This window comes from Prochlorococcus sp. G4PB16 (assembly GCF_059772465.1).
The window spans coordinates 58,827-74,516 of record NZ_CM186289.1; the positions used below are offsets into that span (position 1 = coordinate 58,827).

Here is a 15,690-nt window from a genome sequence, read left to right on the forward strand (position 1 = left end):
ATATGCGTCTTGGATTGTTTGATAGTGGTATTGGAGGCTTTACTGTTCTGAAAAAGGTTATTGAGTTATGTCCCAATAATTCATTTATATATTTGGCTGATACAGCAAGACTTCCATATGGAGTAAAAACAACTAATGAGATCAAAAAAATTGCAGAAGAAATATCATTTTGGTTTCGTTATCAAAATATTGATGCTTTTTTGGTTGCCTGTAATACAACAAATGCAATTGCCTTGGATGTACTTAAAAATAATTTAGAAGTCCCTATTTTTGACTTGATTGGATCTGCTGCCTCAACCATTCAGGAATCTAGGGTTGGTGTTCTGGCAACCCCTTCTACAGTAAAAACTAAGGCTTATACAAATGCGATTTTGGAATTCAAGCCAAAAACTTTTGTAATTGAACAACCATGCCCTGCATTTGTTCCAATGATTGAAATGGATAATATTAATTCAGATGAAATTACCGATGTTGCGACTAGATATTTACAACCTCTTTTAAAACAAAAAATACATTCTTTAATTCTTGGCTGTAGTCACTATCCTCTCATAACTCCATTGCTGACTGAGATTTTACCCTCTAGTATTAAATTGATTGACCCTGCAGAAGCTCTTTCTTTGAAATTAAAGTTGTTTATGGATTCAAAAGGAGGCAATTATTCAAATAAAAGAAATTTAGTGGATTTAAATTTTTACGTAACCTCCAAACTCAAAAATTTCCCCAATAAAGCTAAGCATTGGTTAGATGTGTTTCCTGAAGTTAATCTCGTTTCGCTGCAGAAGAAGGGCTGAGTCTCTTAATATCAAAAAGTAGAGCGGTTTTATGACCACAGCCACGGAAATTCTTCAACCTGTAGAACTTGATCTGGAAGCGTTGCTTTTGGATCTTCGCAGCCTCATAGGTGCTGGACATCCTATTTTGCAGGCAGCAGCAGAACATCTTTTTAGTGCAGGAGGTAAACGTTTAAGACCTGGAATTGTTTTATTAATTTCACGAGCTTTGACGGCTGAAAAGGATCTTCCTTTAAAGCATCGAAAATTGGCCCAGATTACTGAGATGATTCATACCGCATCTCTTGTTCATGATGATGTCGTTGATCAAGCTGATACACGAAGAGGTGTTGAAACTGTCCATAGTAGATTTGATCCCCGGATAGCTGTTCTTGCAGGAGATTTTCTATTTGCTCAAGCAAGTTGGCATTTGGCAAATCTTGAGAATTTAGATGTTGTTAAATTGTTAAGTAGGGTGATTATGGATCTGGCTGAAGGTGAAATAAAGCAGGGTCTTAATAGATTTGATTCAAGTCAATCCTTTGATAGTTATTTAGAAAAAAGTTATTGTAAAACTGCCTCTTTAATTGCTAATAGCTCCAAGGCTATTGGTGTTTTATCTGATGTAGATCAAGAGAGCTTAAATTCACTTTATTTTTTTGGAAGACAGTTAGGATTAGCTTTTCAAGTGGTTGATGATATTCTTGATTTTACTGGAAATGATGAACAATTAGGTAAACCAGCAGCTAGTGATCTTCAAAGCGGTTATCTAACAGCACCTGTTTTCTATGCTTTGGAAGAAAATTCAGCTCTTAGCCAACTTATTAATGATAAATTCTCCAAGAAAGATGATCTTGAGAAGGCTCTATCTCTCGTAAGAGATTCAAACGCGATCAAAAAATCAAGAGAATTAGCCGAAAAATTTGCTTCTGAATCAAAAGATTCAATTTCATGGTTGCCAGATTCACCATCAAAAAAAGCACTACTTGAATTACCAGAATTTGTAATTAGTAGACTTTATTAATTTAGAAGTTATTTAATGTTTGTTCAATTTCTTTTAAATGGGTGATTTGTTTTAAATTGATATTTTCATGAAAAACTTCTTTTTTTGGAAGTACATCACGTTTTTCTTTTAAATAGAAAACAAAACATCCTGCCGCCAAAGCTGAAGATACTCCAGAAATTGAATCTTCAACAGCCCAGCATTCTTGAGGATCAACATTTAATTTTTTAGCGGCTAGTAGATATGGATCTGGAGCTGGTTTCCCTTTGGCTAGTAATTCGTCATCGCCAAGAACTATTTCAGAAAACAGATTCATCCATTGATGAGGAGCAGATTTTATTTGGAAAGATTCGAAGCTGCTACTTGTTACTAACGCAATTGGGAGATTGTTTTTTTGACACTTTTTGACCAAACTCTCGCCACCTTGCATTGCTTCTGCCTTGAGGATAAGTTTTTTTGAGATGGGCTTATGTAGGTTTAGTAATTCTTCCACCTCAACTGCTTTTGGAATCAATTTAACCAGTTCATTGGCACAATCAATTCTTCTTTTTCCTCTTAATAGTTTTAGTTGGCTATAAGTTAGATTTAGATCAAAAAGTGCGGCTGTTTCTCTCCATGCTTGTCCATGCAAGGGTTCTGAATCAATTAGAACTCCATCAAGATCAAATAAAAATGCTTTAGGAAAATTCCAATTTTTCTTCATTATGAATTTGTTTTAAATAAGAGTTTCACTATTCAAGCCTTTTGGTCAGAAATAGCTTGAATGCAATAAATGAAAAGTTGTTTTTATCTTTCATGAATTCAGACAATTCTAACTCTATTGAGTCTGTTCTTCAGGAGCAGAGAGTTTTCCCTCCCTCTGATGACTTTTCTAGTAAAAGTAGAATTTCATCTTTTTCTAAGTATTTGGAAATGTCGGAGATGGCTAAATCAGATCCCAATAAGTTTTGGGGTGATGCAGCTAGAGAAGAATTACATTGGTTTAAATCTTTTGATAAAGTCCTTGATTGGTCCAACCCACCATTCGCAAAATGGTTTGATGGCGGAAAAACCAATATTTCTTTTAACTGCCTAGATCGACACTTAAATAGTGCAACAGCTGACAAAGTCGCTTTGATTTGGGAAGGGGAGCCAGGTGAACAAAAAAAATATACCTACAAAAAACTACACAAAGAAGTTTGCAAAGCAGCTAATGCACTCAAGTCTATAGGTATAAGCAAAGGGGATCTTGTCGCTTTGTATATGCCTATGGTACCTGAGGCCGCAATTGCAATGCTTGCTTGTGCAAGGATTGGAGCACCACATTCAGTAGTATTTGGAGGTTTTTCCTCTGAGGCCCTAAGGGACCGATTAATTAATGGAGAAGCGAAAGCAGTAATTACAGCTGATGGAGGTTTTAGAAAAGACAAAATAATTCCTCTAAAAGATGCTGTTGATCAAGCATTGGAGGGTGGTGCTTGTCCAAAGGTCGAATCAGTTTTAGTTGTTCAAAGGACAAAAAAAATTATTGATATGGATGATGGTAGGGATTATTGGTGGCATGAAATTGTAGATAGTCAATCAGAAGAATGTTTGCCAGAACAAATGAATAGTGAGGATTGCTTATTTGTTTTATATACCTCTGGCTCTACAGGCAAACCAAAGGGAGTAGTTCATTCAACTGCTGGGTATAACCTTTGGTCTCATTTAACTTTTAAATGGATTTTTGATATTCGTGAAAATGATGTTTATTGGTGCACCGCTGATGTGGGTTGGATAACTGGACATAGTTATATCGTCTATGGCCCATTATCTAATGGTGCAACTACTGTTATGTACGAAGGAGTTCCTAGACCATCAAATCCAGGCGCTTTTTGGGAAGTAATTCAGAGGCATAAAATTTCGATTTTTTATACTGCTCCAACCGCCATAAGGGCATTTATGAAAGTAGGAGAAAAGATTCCTAAGCAATACGATTTATCAAGTTTGAGACTTTTAGGAACTGTTGGAGAGCCAATTAATCCAGAGGCCTGGATCTGGTATCGAGACGTTATTGGAGGGGGGAGATGCCCCATAGTTGATACATGGTGGCAAACAGAAACTGGAGGAGTAATGATTAGTCCTCTTCCAGGTGCGACTCCAACAAAACCTGGATCAGCAACTTTCCCTTTGCCTGGGATTGAAGCCGACGTGGTTAATTCAGATGGGGTCTCTGTCTCTAATAATGAGGGTGGATATTTGGTAGTTAAAAGACCATGGCCTGGAATGATGAGAAATGTTTATGGTGATGAAAAAAGATTTCGAGAGAGTTACTGGGAGTATTTAAAACCTTCAGACAATAGCTATATATATTTTGCTGGAGATGGCGCTCGAAGAGATGAGGAAGGTTATTTTTGGGTAATGGGACGAGTTGATGATGTTATAAATGTCTCTGGACATAGGCTTGGAACAATGGAAATAGAATCAGCTTTAGTTAGTCATGAGCTCGTCTCAGAAGCTGCGGTTGTGGGTAGACCTGATGATTTAAAAGGTGAATCAATAGTAGCCTTTGTCACGTTGAGAACTGGTGCAGATGCAAATGAAAATATTGATGCACAATTAAAAAAACACGTGGTTAATGAAATAGGACCAATTGCCAAGCCTGATGAAATTAAATTTACTGATTCTCTTCCAAAAACAAGAAGTGGAAAAATTATGCGCAGAATTTTGAGAGCACTGGCCTCGGGAGATGAAATAAGCGGAGATACAAGTACTCTTGAAGATAGATCGGTTTTAGATAAATTAAGAAGTTAATATTAGATTTCCCAATGAGTTATTTGATCGACTATTAAGTCAATTTTTTCGTATTTCATCGAGCTTTGTAAGCTAGACTTTAGTAAATTCTCTCTTATTCCTGCACTTACTGGGCTTAGATGGTTACCATCTAGTAACATCATTTTAGATTTATCAGAACATCTTTTCTTTAATGATTTAAGCAAAAGATCATTTTGATCTAGATTATCATTTTTAAACTTTATTAATAGATTATTTATTTGTTCATAGTGTTCTCTAATAAGATTTAATGTTTCGTTAGGGCTTGGACTAAATTCAGTTTGGAAGTTTAGCTTTTGAGACATTTTTCTGAGCAAAGGTATAGATTTATCTGCCTTGAAATTATTGAAGCTTATAGCTACTAAGCCATCGCAATTCCTCCCCCCATCTGGTGCTAGTAAATGTAATTTGCATCCAAGGCTATGACCCAGTCTGATTGATTTGGGGATTAAGCCAACTTTTTTTTCAAGAATTTTTCGAGATTGACGGAATTGTATCCATGCTCGATTCGCTTGAAGTTGGTGATCAAAATTAGGGATATAGCTCCATGAATGTACTGCCAAATTTCTCGTTAAAAGACCAGAAATAAGTCTTTTGTATGTAACTTCTGGCTTGATTGAAATATAGCTACCTCCAATTATTTCAATAAGACCAACTGGCCTTGAGGGCCATTGACAGGAAACATCATTTATACGCTTAAAAGTTATCATTGATGAAGAATCACTCGTTAAGATAAATAGAAAACAATTATAAATTAAAAATTAAGTATCTTTTATTTTAATGTTCTACTAAGTTTTTATTCAACTCTGTTTTTTTGATGATAATAGAAGCATGACTAATTAATTTTGAAGTGAAAGAAGAGCAGAATTATCAGAAAGAGAGTGAGCAGCTTGACTTTCTAAATGAAACAACAAAAGAAATTGCCAATGAAAAAGAAAAAGATTTATTAGGAAAACGTTCTCTCAAATCAAAAGAAGAACGGGTTGAAATTTTAAGGGAAGAATTACCACCTGAGAATCTCTTGATATTAGATACGGAAACTACAGGCCTTGACAATGTAAATGATGATTGTATGGAAGTAGGTTCCATCCTTTTTAATGTCAAAAGTAGATCGGTGTTAGCGCAGCAATCTTTTCTTTTACCAGTTGAAAATAATAATGCGGAAAAAATAAACAATATTCCTGCTGAAATAACCAGATTGCCTCAACCTTTATCTGAAGCAATTAAATATTTTGAATCTTTGGTTCGAGTATCTGATGTGATTGTTGCTCACAATGCAGACTTTGATATGAAATGGTTTGGTCTGAAGAAATTACCTCAGATCGAAAAACAATGGATATGTTCCATGGACGATATAACGTGGCCAGCTGATAGACAATTGAAGACTCGCCCATCTGTTAGAGATCTTGCCTTGGCTTATGGTGTGCCAGTCTGGAATGCACATAGAGCTCTAACAGATTGTATATATTTGGCAGAGGTTTTTAAAAGATGTAGTGAACTTGAAAAACTATTAATTAGAGCGTTAGAACCAAAAGTCCTTTTTCGTGCTGAGATCTCCTATGAAGAAAGGTATTTAGCGAAAAATGCTGGGTTTAGGTGGAATGATGCCATTAAGGGTGCTTGGTCTAGAAAAATGAGTCGTAGGGATATGGAGAAATTAGAATTCCCTGTGTTTGAGGTCGACTTTAATGCTTGAAGTGGACTTTTCATAAAGTACTCATTTCAAATCTTTGCTATATGTTTAATGTATTGGGTAAAGAGTTTTTCTAGGGTATTTCCATTGTTGATTTATGAGAAAATACTTCATTAAGAAAAATATAGTTTCTCAGTATCCTCTCCTTAAAAGTAAGGCTGACGGTAATGAATTAAAGAAGCGCCTCAGACAATGGCAGCACTCAAGAAGTTGGGCTCGTTTAATTTGTGAAGCTGAAAGAATGTGGAGTCTTGAATCGAGAGAACTTAAGAGGCTCGGAGCGATGGAGTTAATTCAACTCCAAAATGAAATGCCTTTTAATGTGAGAAGAAGAGTTAATTTTTGGTTGGTTAAATATTCAGGCGCTACTCGACTAGAGGATTAAGCTTTAATACCTTTCTAAAATGATTCTCAGAAATTTGGGATAGCAAATTCATCAATAAAATATTATTTTTCAGTTTACGCAAACATTTACTATTAAACAAACAAAAATAATTTTGCTGAAGCTACTTTGACCAATTTCAAGAATTTAAGAGGAATGGTAGATCTCTTACCTGCTCAGAGTCAGGGCTGGCAAAAGGTCGAATCAATTGCACTTGAACATTTTAATCGAGCTCGTCTTCAAGAAATTAGAACACCGATTATTGAACAAACTGAATTATTTTCGAGGAGTATTGGCGAAAATACTGATGTTGTGAATAAAGAAATGTATACTTTCGAAGATAGAGGAGGTCGTTCTTGCACTTTGAGACCTGAAGGTACAGCTTCAGTCGCGAGATCAATTGTCCAGCATGGATTATTAAATAATGGGCCTCAAAGGCTCTGGTATCGAGGTCCAATGTTTAGATACGAGCGTCCTCAAGCAGGAAGGCAAAGGCAGTTTCATCAAATTGGGGTTGAATTTGTTGGATTGGCCTCCGTCATGAGTGACGCTGAGGTTATTTCAATAGCTTGGAACTTTTTAAAAGATGTTGGTCTAAATGATTTGACTTTAGAAATTAATAGTCTTGGAAGTAATGAAGATCGAAATATTTTCAAAGAAAAATTGAAAGATTGGCTTAATCAGAGATTTGATTTATTAGATGAAGATTCTCAGAAAAGAATTAATGTTAATCCCTTGAGAATATTAGATTGTAAAAATAATTCTACAAAAGAACTTTTATTTGAAGCTCCATCTTTAAACGACTTTTTATCAAATGAGAGTAAAAATAGATTTGATTATCTACAGAAATTACTTGATAATCTAAAGATCCCATATAAAATTAACAATAACTTGGTGAGGGGACTTGATTATTACTCTCATACAGCTTTTGAAATAACAAGTGATCACTTGGGTTCTCAAGCAACTGTTTGTGGAGGAGGACGTTATGATGGCCTGATAAGCGAACTTGGGGGGGCTCAAGCCCCATCAATTGGCTGGGCTATTGGCATGGAAAGGCTTATAATTCTTGCTGGAGATAAAATTTTACAATCAAAATCTCCAGATGTTTATGTGATTCATAAAGGTGAAAGAGCTGAGCAACTTGCTTTGGAAATTGCTTGTCAGTTAAGGTCATCAAAATTAATGATTGAATTGGATTACTCAGGTTCATCTTTTTCAAAACAATTTAAGCGAGCAAATAAAAGTAGAGCAAAATGGGCATTAGTTATAGGCGAGGATGAGGCATCTAAAGGTCAATTATTGATTAAGAACTTAAGGAATAAACAAAAGGATGAGGAGAGTAATGAATATATTTTTTCAAAGGAGGATCTTGATAAGTTAATTAAAAAATTGATTGCTTAAGAAAATGATGAATTGTTTAAAATGAGCTCTATTAAAATCCAAAAAATATGTTGTATTGGCGCCGGTTATGTTGGTGGGCCAACAATGTCTGTTATTGCAGACAAATGTCCCGATATAGAAGTTAGGGTTGTTGACATCAATAAAGAACGAATTGATGCATGGAATGATTCAGATCTCAATAAATTGCCAATATTTGAACCTGGTTTAGATCGGATAATTTCAAGAACAAGAGGTCGCAACCTTTTCTTTAGTACAGAAATGGAAAAGTCAATATCTGATGCTGATATGATTTTTATATCAGTTAATACTCCAACAAAAACAAAAGGTCTTGGGGCTGGACAAGCAAGTGATCTTAGTTGGGTTGAAGCAAGTGCAAGGCAAGTAGCTAAATATGCAAAAGGACACACTATAGTAATTGAAAAAAGTACTCTTCCAGTTCGTACTGCACAAGCAATAAAAGAGATACTTAAAACAACAAATAGAGAGAACCAAAATAAAGAAATTTCAAAAACTTTTGCTGTTTTATCGAATCCTGAATTCTTGGCTGAAGGTACCGCAATTAATGACCTAGAAAAACCTGATAGGGTTTTAATTGGTGGGGAGGATTCTGACGCTGTAGAAGCACTGGTTAATATTTATTTGAATTGGGTTCCTAGTGAACAGATAATTCGTACTAATTTATGGAGTAGCGAGCTTTCAAAATTAGCTGCTAATGCATTCTTGGCTCAGAGAATTAGTTCAATAAATTCTATTTCAGCTTTTTGTGAAGCTACTGGAGCAAATGTTCAGGAAGTTGCAAAAGCAATTGGAACAGATAGAAGGATAGGTGATCAATTTCTTTGTGCAGGACCTGGTTTTGGCGGCAGCTGCTTTAAAAAGGATATTTTAAATTTAGTTTATTTAAGTGGATATTTCGGTCTGCCAGAGGTCGCTAATTACTGGAATCAGGTTGTGGTTATCAATACTTGGCAGCAAGATAGAATTTATAAAATTGTTCTTGAAAAGCTTTTTGGTACAGTTAATGGCAAAAATATAGCAATACTAGGTTTTTCTTTTAAGGCAAATACAAACGATACTCGAGAATCTCCTGCAATAAGAATCTGCAGTGACTTGCTCGAGGAAGGAGCAAGTTTATCAATTTATGACCCTAAGGTCTCATTGGAGAGAATAGAAGAAGATTTTGAAAAATTTTCATTTAATAACCAAGGGATTTGGAAAATGGCCAATTCAATTCCAGAGGCACTGAAAAATGTTGATGCAGTTTTAATTCTTACTCCATGGGATGAATTTTTTGGGCTTGATTGGAATTATTTAGCTTCTTTGATGAGATCACCAGCTTGGATTTTTGATACAAGATCTGTTGTTAATCGACAAGAAATTGAGAATACAGGCATAAATCTTTGGAAGCTTGGTGAGGGGAACTAAGATTTCTTCATAAAAGAATAATATGTCTATAATAAGTGCTTAAATAGATCACATTGATTTTACGTCTTTAAGTAATTTAAATTTAAAAAAATAATGCTCTTTAAATCTCTTTTCAAAAAGAAGAAAAAACTTCAAGAACAATCTGAACAAAAAGTTGATATAAATAATTGGATGAACTTAACAAAGGAAGAGAGACTTGAAATAGATTTCAATGAAAAGAATAAAATAATGAGAAAGAAGAAGGCATTGTTAAAGTCAATCAGACAAGAATATATAAAAATAACAAAGGAAAAATAATTATATTTAAGTCTTAGAATAAAATACTAAAAAGTATTTATTAGAATAATATTACGAATTATTTGATTTTATGATTTGGCCTCCAGTAAAAGCATGGACTAGCAAGGCTTATATTGATGGCCAAGTTCATTTCGTTGCAATTAAATATGGTGGAGAACTGCTAAATAGATGGGTCATTTTGATGTCTATACTTGACTCAAAGGTGGTTGTAAAAGTTTCTTGGTCACAGCTAGTTGATTTATCTAATTGGGAAGTCGGCTGGGATGAAAGAAGAATTATAAAATCTTCTAAATTATTCAATATTAAAAGTGATGTGAAAACCGCTGAATTTTATGAGCCATCCGCAGATTCTGGTTTAACAATGCCTATAAGTAAAAATAAAATTAGACCTTGGTTTGAAAAGATGTAAATAATTTTTTATCTATGATTTAATGCGATTTAAGTATGATTTTATTATTACTTGCTTTTTAAGCTGATCTTTTGATCTTTCTTTGGTTGGCTTTTTGCGTTAGAAGAAAGAATACTTATTTATTTGAATAATGATAGAAGAATCAATTTGGTTATCAGAAAAAGAAGCTAGTGAGGTTTTAAGAGTAGATGAACAATCTTTAGAGTTGCTGAGAGAAAGGGGTTATTTAAAGCCAGGATCTCACTGGAGGACTTCAAATGATCCTGGTCAATTACCATGGAAACCGAAAGTTTCCTATTTTATAAAAGAATGTAAAGAAGTTGTTGAATATTGGCAGAACAATAATGATTCTTTTGCTCATAGAGCAGCCTGAGAAAAACAAAATTTTTGTAAATTCGATATTTAAGATTTGGCTTTTTAAGCTACTAAATTTTCACCTTTGCAATCATTGATTGACGTCTCGAGAATTGGATAAAGAGAAATCATTTTTCCATATTCAGCTGATGTTCTATAAACATGTGCCTTTTTTCTATAGTGATCTTCTGTCTCCATCTCTAGACTATTAAGTCGATTGAAGTTCATGATTCGATATCCGAAAGGATTTAATTATTTAATAGTTATAAATAAAGAGACCAAATTAATCTTTTATATTAATTACATATTTGCATGTATTTATATTGATTCTCCGACTGATTTGTCTCGAATGCCTTATATAAATTCTTTTTATGTATCAATTAATTCTTTAATAAGAATTCTTAGCTAGGCAATTCACTTGATTTTGTTTGTTAGATCTCCTTTTATTTCATCTTTGTTTTAAACCTGCTCTTGTTGATTTTTCTAGGTTCATTGGATTAAATAATAAAAAAAATTTACATATTCTTTCTGTTAGATGAGTATTCGATGAAATTGCAGTAGTCTCTGATCGGTTTTGAAAAATAGCACTTCTAATGCAGACCTATGGAAATTCAGCAGTCACCTACGGGTGGTGGGCTGGTAACTCAGGGGTCACCAACCGTTCAGGCAAATTTATTGCTGCTCATGCCGCTCATACCGGCTTGATTGCTTTCTGGGCTGGTGCCTTCACGTTATTTGAATTAGCTCGTTTTGACCCTTCCGTACCAATGGGTCATCAGCCTTTAATTGCTCTTCCTCATTTAGCAGCTTTAGGTTTAGGCTTTGATGAGTCTGGAGCTTTTGTTGGTGGTACTGCAGTTGTTTCAATTGCTGTGGTTCATCTGGTTTTGTCCATGGTTTATGGCGCTGGTGGATTAATGCATTCATTGCTGTTTTCTAGCGATATGCAGGAATCTTCAGTACCCCAGGCTAGGAAATTTAAACTTGAATGGGACAACCCTGATAACCAGACTTTCATACTAGGACATCATTTGATTTTCTTTGGTGTTGCTTGTATTTGGTTTGTTGAATGGGCCAGAATTCATGGAATTTATGATCCTGCTGTTGGTGCTATTCGTCAGGTTGAATATGACCTTAACTTGAGTCACATTTGGGACCATCAGTTCGACTTCCTTACTATTGATAGTTTGGAAGATGTAATGGGAGGGCATGCTTTCTTGGCCTTCTTGGAAATTACTGGTGGAGCTTTCCACATAGCTACTAAGCAAGTAGGTGAATATACGAAGTTCAAAGGATCTGGTCTTCTTTCTGCAGAAGCTATTCTTTCATGGTCTCTTGCAGGTATTGGTTGGATGGCAGTAGTTGCAGCATTCTGGTGCGCACAAAATACTACTGTTTACCCTGTTGAATGGTTTGGTGAACCATTGGCGCTTAAGTTTGGTATTTCTCCTTATTGGGTAGATACTGTCGATCTCCCTAACGGAGCTCATACTTCACGTGCTTGGCTTTCTAACGTTCATTATTATTTTGGATTCTTCTTTATCCAAGGTCATTTATGGCATGCACTTAGGGCAATGGGATTCGATTTTAAACGAGTAACTAATGCCTTAAGTAATTTAGATACTGCTTCAGTATCATTAAAATAGTTAAAGAAATTTAACCCTAAAAAAGCCCCAATTGTATGGGGCTTTTTTATTGGGTTGTATTTATCAATAGCTAATTAATAAGAATTAGAATAAATAAGATTTCTTATTAGTTCAATATTTTTTAAAATCTTTATTTATCTAATCTTTAATTATATATTGGTCAGATTTTTACTGAGTATTAGAATAAATAAATAACTTGATTGAGATATGATAAGAATCAATTTAACTTTTGATGTTAAATATTCAGATGGGATATTATTTTTTAGGAATTCTCAGTTTCTTCCGTAAGCTTGTTAATAGATGAGTCTGTTGTTTTTAGGTTTAGATGGCCTATATAAAAATAATGCAATCCCAACATTAGTACTTTCTTTAGGATTGCTTGGAATTATAGGAATTCTTCTAACCCTCGGGAGAAGATTGGATTCTGCAATGAAGTTGGAAAGATTTGGTATCCCAATAGCCCTTTTAGTTGGAGCATTAGGTTTTTTAATAGGTCCTTATGGTCCTTTTGCCTTATTACCGGAAAGGGTTCTGAATACTTGGGTGCAATTACCAACTCCATTGCTTACTTTAGTCTTTGCGACCTTAATGCTAGGGAGACCTATTCCAAGAATTAGTGTCTTATGGAAACCAGTCGCCTCGCAGGCATTGTTAGGACTTTTATTAGGTTTTGGTCAATATGTTGTTGGTGGGATAATTGTGTTGTCATTTTTGCTTCCTAATTTAGGAGTAGATCCATTAATGGGATGCATTATCGAAGTTGGTTTTGAAGGAGGACATGGAGCTGCGGCAATAATGGGAGAAAGTTTTATGAAGTTAGGCTTTCCTGAAGGATTAGACCTAGGGTTTGCAATGGCAACAGTAGGGTTACTAGCTTCTACTCTGTTAGGGAGCGGTTTAGTTGTTCTAGGTAGGTTTTTTGGATGGCTTGTACCTGCTGAAAAAGATATCAAAAATGATTTAAATGATTTAAATGATTTAAATGATTTTGACTCGGAATTTAAACCAATTGAACAATTTAAGGTGCTTTTATATAATTTTGCCTTAGCAGGTTTGGCTGTATTAGTTGGTATATTTTTACTATCTTGTTTAAGACTCTTTTCTACATATTTGGGTGATGTAAGTAAGCAGGTGATATTAGCTTTCCCTGTATTTCCATTGGCTTTATTGGGATCATTTTTTATAAGATTTTCATTAGAAAAAACTGGAAATACAAAATTAGTTTCATCCCTATTTCAACGTGAGATTGGAATACTTTCAACAGATTTACTTATAATTACCGCAATGGCGGGATTGAATTTACCTTTATTGGTTAACTACTGGATACCCATAGCTATTTTAGCCATTGGTGGATTGATTTGGAATCTTGCAGGTATGTTGGTCTTTTCTAGATTATTTTTTAGAGAAGAGTGGTTTGAAAGAGCAATAGCAGAGTTTGGGAATTCAACGGGTGTTGCTGCTAGTGGATTATTGCTGTTGAGATTGGCTGATCCTAGAAATGCTACTAATACCTTACCTGTGTTTTCTATTAAGCAATTATTTCTTCAACCACTTCTCTCTGGAGGCCTAATTACTGTAATAGCTCCTTTATTTATTAGTAATTTTGGACTTAAAGGCTGGACTGAATTTTGTGGATTAATCTCTTTGTTTTTATGCGCGATCGCAATATCTTTGCAGTCAAAATACACTAAAGCGTCAGTATGAAAATGAATAAACTTAAGAAAAGTTTTAATTTATAGAAATATTTGTTTTAATAAATCATCGGACTCCTTTATATGAATCGACAAATTTACAAAGATATTCCTCCTCAAGAATTAAAAGAAAAATGGTTTAAAAGTCATCTTCTTGGGAAAGAGGTTGAATTAAGAGAACTCTATGAGTTGCCTCAGGATCAGTTGGATTTGGTTATGGCTGAAACAGCAGAGTTTAGGAGTGACATAGGAAATAGAGATAGAAATTTAGGTAAATTCTGTACAGCAGGCTATTTTTTAGAGTTATCAAGAATTATTGATAAAAGAAGGGCCTCAGAATGATTTTCTAATTTATTGTCCAAAAAATAGGGGCTCATTTTTCTTATTCCAAGGTTCATTTTTTTTCATAACTATTGAATAATTTTTATGAGTAAAAAAATAATTTAACCAACTTCTTACAAATTTGATTTCATTGTTTTGATCAAACTTTTTAATATCCGCTATTCTAAATTGCCTAACAAACGGCCAAATAGCCCAATCAGCTAAGGTCTCTTTTTTGTCGATAAGAAATTGTGGTTTCCCTTTGCATGAGAATTCTTTTAATCTATTATTTAAAGATAAAAGTATTTTCATACAAGCATCTCGATGATCTTCTGATTTGTCTATTTCGAATCTAGATGCATATTTAAATCGATCCAAATGATATTTAAATCTATTATCATTTGATTCTATAAGACTAAGTATTTCTTGGGATTTATCATTATCATTACCAAACAATGAATGCATATTTGATCTTTCAATACTCCATATCATTATGTCTAAACTTTCATCAATTACTTGATTTAAGCTTGTCTTTAATACAGGTACAGTAGCTTTCTTGGAAATATGAATTAATTCAATAGGTTTATTTTTCAGGTCGACCTCTCTTAACTCCACTACTTGATTTGTATTTAATAGAGCCCATCTAGCTCTAATCGCGTAAGGACACCGTCTAAAGCTATATAGAATATTGTGCTTCATAAGTTTCCTGTTAAAATCATTTTAGAATCTATACCTAGATATGATTAGTCAATCCTAAAATTTTAAATAGAATATACCTAATAAGTATATTCTATTTAAAATTTTCTTTGTTCATTATATTTTACTATAAAAATATAATCCATTATTTTGATATTCTAAACTTTTCATTTCTCAAAAAAATTAAATTATGCCAGGATTTGTTTATTTAATGAAAAACAGTGATTTATATAAGATCGGGTGCACCACTAATTTAAAAAGTGAGGCTAGTAAAATGAAACCAGGTGAAATAATTTCTTCTTTCAAAACTAATGATCCTAAATCTTTTGAGGTAAGATTACTAAGGCTTTATAAGAAAAAACGAATACCAGATACTAACTATTTTCGTTTATCTGAATCAGAGGTTAATAACTGTAAAAAACATTTAGAAGGAAAAAGTAGTTTACCAAAAAGCTTAAATGAAGAGTTGACAATTGGGTTGAATGGTTCTTTATTATTTGCAACTTTAACTTTTATGATTTCCTTCCTTATTAATAAGATGTTTATATTTAGTTTTTTCCTTTCAATAGTATTTGCTTCTCTTCCAATGTGGTCGCTTACAATTCTTGGTAGTTTCGGAGGATACGATACTGATGATTTGTCACTTTTCTCGACAGTCTCTAATAGATTAAAAGGTTTTTTGATCGCTATTTGCATGATTTCATTTGCATATGTTCTATATACTTTTTCCAGCTTTTCAACGTCTCCTTGATCTAAATTATCATTTTATATATATATATATATAATTTATAATTTATTGCTTAAGTATAAAA

Annotated in this window: 18 protein-coding genes; 14 read left to right on the top strand and 4 right to left on the bottom strand. The window is 33.9% G+C overall.

Annotated features, from left to right (window positions below):
* Positions 1–2: 2 nt before the first annotated feature.
* A complete protein-coding gene (murI, locus tag AC6EIZ_RS00275) occupies positions 3–791 on the top strand; it encodes a glutamate racemase (protein ID WP_498511372.1) in 789 nt (262 codons plus the stop codon).
* Between the two features lie 31 nt (positions 792–822).
* The gene (gene sds / locus AC6EIZ_RS00280; RefSeq protein WP_498511374.1) at positions 823–1,794 is read left to right on the top strand and encodes a solanesyl diphosphate synthase; all 972 of its coding nucleotides are present in this window, start codon (positions 823–825) and stop codon (positions 1,792–1,794) included.
* Between the two features lies 1 nt (position 1,795).
* On the opposite strand, the gene AC6EIZ_RS00285 is transcribed toward sds, so the two are convergent.
* Positions 1,796–2,476 (bottom strand): HAD family hydrolase, encoded by a 681-nt coding sequence (locus AC6EIZ_RS00285; RefSeq protein WP_498511376.1) that lies wholly within the window; start codon positions 2,474–2,476, stop codon positions 1,796–1,798.
* A gap of 92 nt (positions 2,477–2,568) precedes the next feature.
* Between AC6EIZ_RS00285 and acs the strand changes: the two genes are divergently transcribed.
* Positions 2,569–4,545, top strand: a complete 1,977-nt coding sequence (gene acs, locus AC6EIZ_RS00290; RefSeq protein ID WP_498511378.1) for an acetate--CoA ligase — start codon at positions 2,569–2,571, stop codon at positions 4,543–4,545.
* Positions 4,546–4,547: 2 nt separating this feature from the next.
* Here acs and AC6EIZ_RS00295 read toward each other — a convergent pair whose 3' ends face one another.
* The gene (locus AC6EIZ_RS00295) at positions 4,548–5,273 is read right to left on the bottom strand and encodes a DUF1350 family protein (RefSeq protein WP_498511380.1); all 726 of its coding nucleotides are present in this window, start codon (positions 5,271–5,273) and stop codon (positions 4,548–4,550) included.
* 140 nt (positions 5,274–5,413) lie between these two features.
* Here AC6EIZ_RS00295 and AC6EIZ_RS00300 point away from each other — a divergent pair, with 140 nt between their 5' ends.
* The 7 genes from AC6EIZ_RS00300 to AC6EIZ_RS00330 all read left to right on the top strand — a co-directional run bounded on the left by AC6EIZ_RS00300 (position 5,414) and on the right by AC6EIZ_RS00330 (position 10,543).
* Positions 5,414–6,259: a 3'-5' exonuclease gene (locus tag AC6EIZ_RS00300; RefSeq protein ID WP_498511382.1), complete on the top strand. Its 846-nt coding sequence runs from the start codon at positions 5,414–5,416 to the stop codon at positions 6,257–6,259.
* A gap of 94 nt (positions 6,260–6,353) precedes the next feature.
* On the top strand, positions 6,354–6,641 hold the full coding sequence (locus AC6EIZ_RS00305; protein ID WP_498511384.1) for a hypothetical protein: 288 nt from the start codon (positions 6,354–6,356) through the stop codon (positions 6,639–6,641).
* A 126-nt stretch (positions 6,642–6,767) separates the two neighbouring features.
* Positions 6,768–8,039, top strand: a complete 1,272-nt coding sequence (gene hisS, locus AC6EIZ_RS00310) for a histidine--tRNA ligase (RefSeq protein ID WP_498511386.1) — start codon at positions 6,768–6,770, stop codon at positions 8,037–8,039.
* A gap of 21 nt (positions 8,040–8,060) precedes the next feature.
* The gene (locus AC6EIZ_RS00315; RefSeq protein WP_498511387.1) at positions 8,061–9,464 is read left to right on the top strand and encodes a nucleotide sugar dehydrogenase; all 1,404 of its coding nucleotides are present in this window, start codon (positions 8,061–8,063) and stop codon (positions 9,462–9,464) included.
* Between the two features lie 93 nt (positions 9,465–9,557).
* Entirely contained in the window at positions 9,558–9,761 is a 204-nt protein-coding gene (locus AC6EIZ_RS00320) for a hypothetical protein (protein ID WP_498511389.1), read from the top strand.
* A gap of 70 nt (positions 9,762–9,831) precedes the next feature.
* Positions 9,832–10,170 carry a TIGR02450 family Trp-rich protein gene (locus AC6EIZ_RS00325; RefSeq protein ID WP_498511390.1) on the top strand — a complete coding sequence of 113 codons (339 nt, stop codon included), beginning with the start codon at positions 9,832–9,834 and terminating at the stop codon, positions 10,168–10,170.
* A 130-nt stretch (positions 10,171–10,300) separates the two neighbouring features.
* Positions 10,301–10,543 carry a hypothetical protein gene (locus tag AC6EIZ_RS00330; protein ID WP_498511392.1) on the top strand — a complete coding sequence of 81 codons (243 nt, stop codon included), beginning with the start codon at positions 10,301–10,303 and terminating at the stop codon, positions 10,541–10,543.
* A 44-nt stretch (positions 10,544–10,587) separates the two neighbouring features.
* Here the strand turns inward: AC6EIZ_RS00330 and AC6EIZ_RS00335 are convergent, their stop codons facing one another.
* Complete coding sequence (locus tag AC6EIZ_RS00335; protein ID WP_498511393.1) at positions 10,588–10,752, bottom strand: hypothetical protein; 165 nt, start codon at positions 10,750–10,752, stop codon at positions 10,588–10,590.
* A gap of 365 nt (positions 10,753–11,117) precedes the next feature.
* Here AC6EIZ_RS00335 and AC6EIZ_RS00340 point away from each other — a divergent pair, with 365 nt between their 5' ends.
* The 3 genes from AC6EIZ_RS00340 to AC6EIZ_RS00350 all read left to right on the top strand — a co-directional run bounded on the left by AC6EIZ_RS00340 (position 11,118) and on the right by AC6EIZ_RS00350 (position 14,203).
* A complete protein-coding gene (locus AC6EIZ_RS00340; RefSeq protein WP_498511395.1) occupies positions 11,118–12,170 on the top strand; it encodes a chlorophyll a/b binding light-harvesting protein in 1,053 nt (350 codons plus the stop codon).
* A 300-nt stretch (positions 12,171–12,470) separates the two neighbouring features.
* Positions 12,471–13,874 carry a sodium/glutamate symporter gene (locus tag AC6EIZ_RS00345; RefSeq protein WP_498511397.1) on the top strand — a complete coding sequence of 468 codons (1,404 nt, stop codon included), beginning with the start codon at positions 12,471–12,473 and terminating at the stop codon, positions 13,872–13,874.
* A 71-nt stretch (positions 13,875–13,945) separates the two neighbouring features.
* A complete protein-coding gene (locus AC6EIZ_RS00350) occupies positions 13,946–14,203 on the top strand; it encodes a hypothetical protein (protein ID WP_413390142.1) in 258 nt (85 codons plus the stop codon).
* 9 nt (positions 14,204–14,212) lie between these two features.
* On the opposite strand, the gene AC6EIZ_RS00355 is transcribed toward AC6EIZ_RS00350, so the two are convergent.
* The gene (locus AC6EIZ_RS00355; protein WP_498511398.1) at positions 14,213–14,881 is read right to left on the bottom strand and encodes a glutathione S-transferase; all 669 of its coding nucleotides are present in this window, start codon (positions 14,879–14,881) and stop codon (positions 14,213–14,215) included.
* A gap of 187 nt (positions 14,882–15,068) precedes the next feature.
* Here AC6EIZ_RS00355 and AC6EIZ_RS00360 point away from each other — a divergent pair, with 187 nt between their 5' ends.
* Entirely contained in the window at positions 15,069–15,629 is a 561-nt protein-coding gene (locus AC6EIZ_RS00360) for a GIY-YIG nuclease family protein (protein WP_498511399.1), read from the top strand.
* Positions 15,630–15,690: the final 61 nt, after the last annotated feature.

What these genes read in the sequence shown, in the direction of transcription:
- AC6EIZ_RS00335 (WP_498511393.1), bottom strand. Translation starts at nt 10,752, where the DNA reads ATGAACTTCAATCGACTTAATAGTCTAGAGATGGAGACAGAAGATCAC.
- AC6EIZ_RS00325 (WP_498511390.1), top strand. Translation starts at nt 9,832, where the DNA reads ATGATTTGGCCTCCAGTAAAAGCATGGACTAGCAAGGCTTATATTGAT.
- AC6EIZ_RS00340 (WP_498511395.1), top strand. Translation starts at nt 11,118, where the DNA reads ATGCAGACCTATGGAAATTCAGCAGTCACCTACGGGTGGTGGGCTGGT.
- AC6EIZ_RS00350 (WP_413390142.1), top strand. Translation starts at nt 13,946, where the DNA reads ATGAATCGACAAATTTACAAAGATATTCCTCCTCAAGAATTAAAAGAA.
- AC6EIZ_RS00285 (WP_498511376.1), bottom strand. Translation starts at nt 2,476, where the DNA reads ATGAAGAAAAATTGGAATTTTCCTAAAGCATTTTTATTTGATCTTGAT.
- AC6EIZ_RS00295 (WP_498511380.1), bottom strand. Translation starts at nt 5,273, where the DNA reads ATGATAACTTTTAAGCGTATAAATGATGTTTCCTGTCAATGGCCCTCA.
- AC6EIZ_RS00315 (WP_498511387.1), top strand. Translation starts at nt 8,061, where the DNA reads ATGAGCTCTATTAAAATCCAAAAAATATGTTGTATTGGCGCCGGTTAT.
- murI (WP_498511372.1), top strand. Translation starts at nt 3, where the DNA reads ATGCGTCTTGGATTGTTTGATAGTGGTATTGGAGGCTTTACTGTTCTG.
- AC6EIZ_RS00345 (WP_498511397.1), top strand. Translation starts at nt 12,471, where the DNA reads ATGAGTCTGTTGTTTTTAGGTTTAGATGGCCTATATAAAAATAATGCA.
- AC6EIZ_RS00360 (WP_498511399.1), top strand. Translation starts at nt 15,069, where the DNA reads ATGCCAGGATTTGTTTATTTAATGAAAAACAGTGATTTATATAAGATC.
- acs (WP_498511378.1), top strand. Translation starts at nt 2,569, where the DNA reads ATGAATTCAGACAATTCTAACTCTATTGAGTCTGTTCTTCAGGAGCAG.
- AC6EIZ_RS00305 (WP_498511384.1), top strand. Translation starts at nt 6,354, where the DNA reads ATGAGAAAATACTTCATTAAGAAAAATATAGTTTCTCAGTATCCTCTC.
- AC6EIZ_RS00330 (WP_498511392.1), top strand. Translation starts at nt 10,301, where the DNA reads ATGATAGAAGAATCAATTTGGTTATCAGAAAAAGAAGCTAGTGAGGTT.
- AC6EIZ_RS00320 (WP_498511389.1), top strand. Translation starts at nt 9,558, where the DNA reads ATGCTCTTTAAATCTCTTTTCAAAAAGAAGAAAAAACTTCAAGAACAA.
- sds (WP_498511374.1), top strand. Translation starts at nt 823, where the DNA reads ATGACCACAGCCACGGAAATTCTTCAACCTGTAGAACTTGATCTGGAA.
- AC6EIZ_RS00355 (WP_498511398.1), bottom strand. Translation starts at nt 14,881, where the DNA reads ATGAAGCACAATATTCTATATAGCTTTAGACGGTGTCCTTACGCGATT.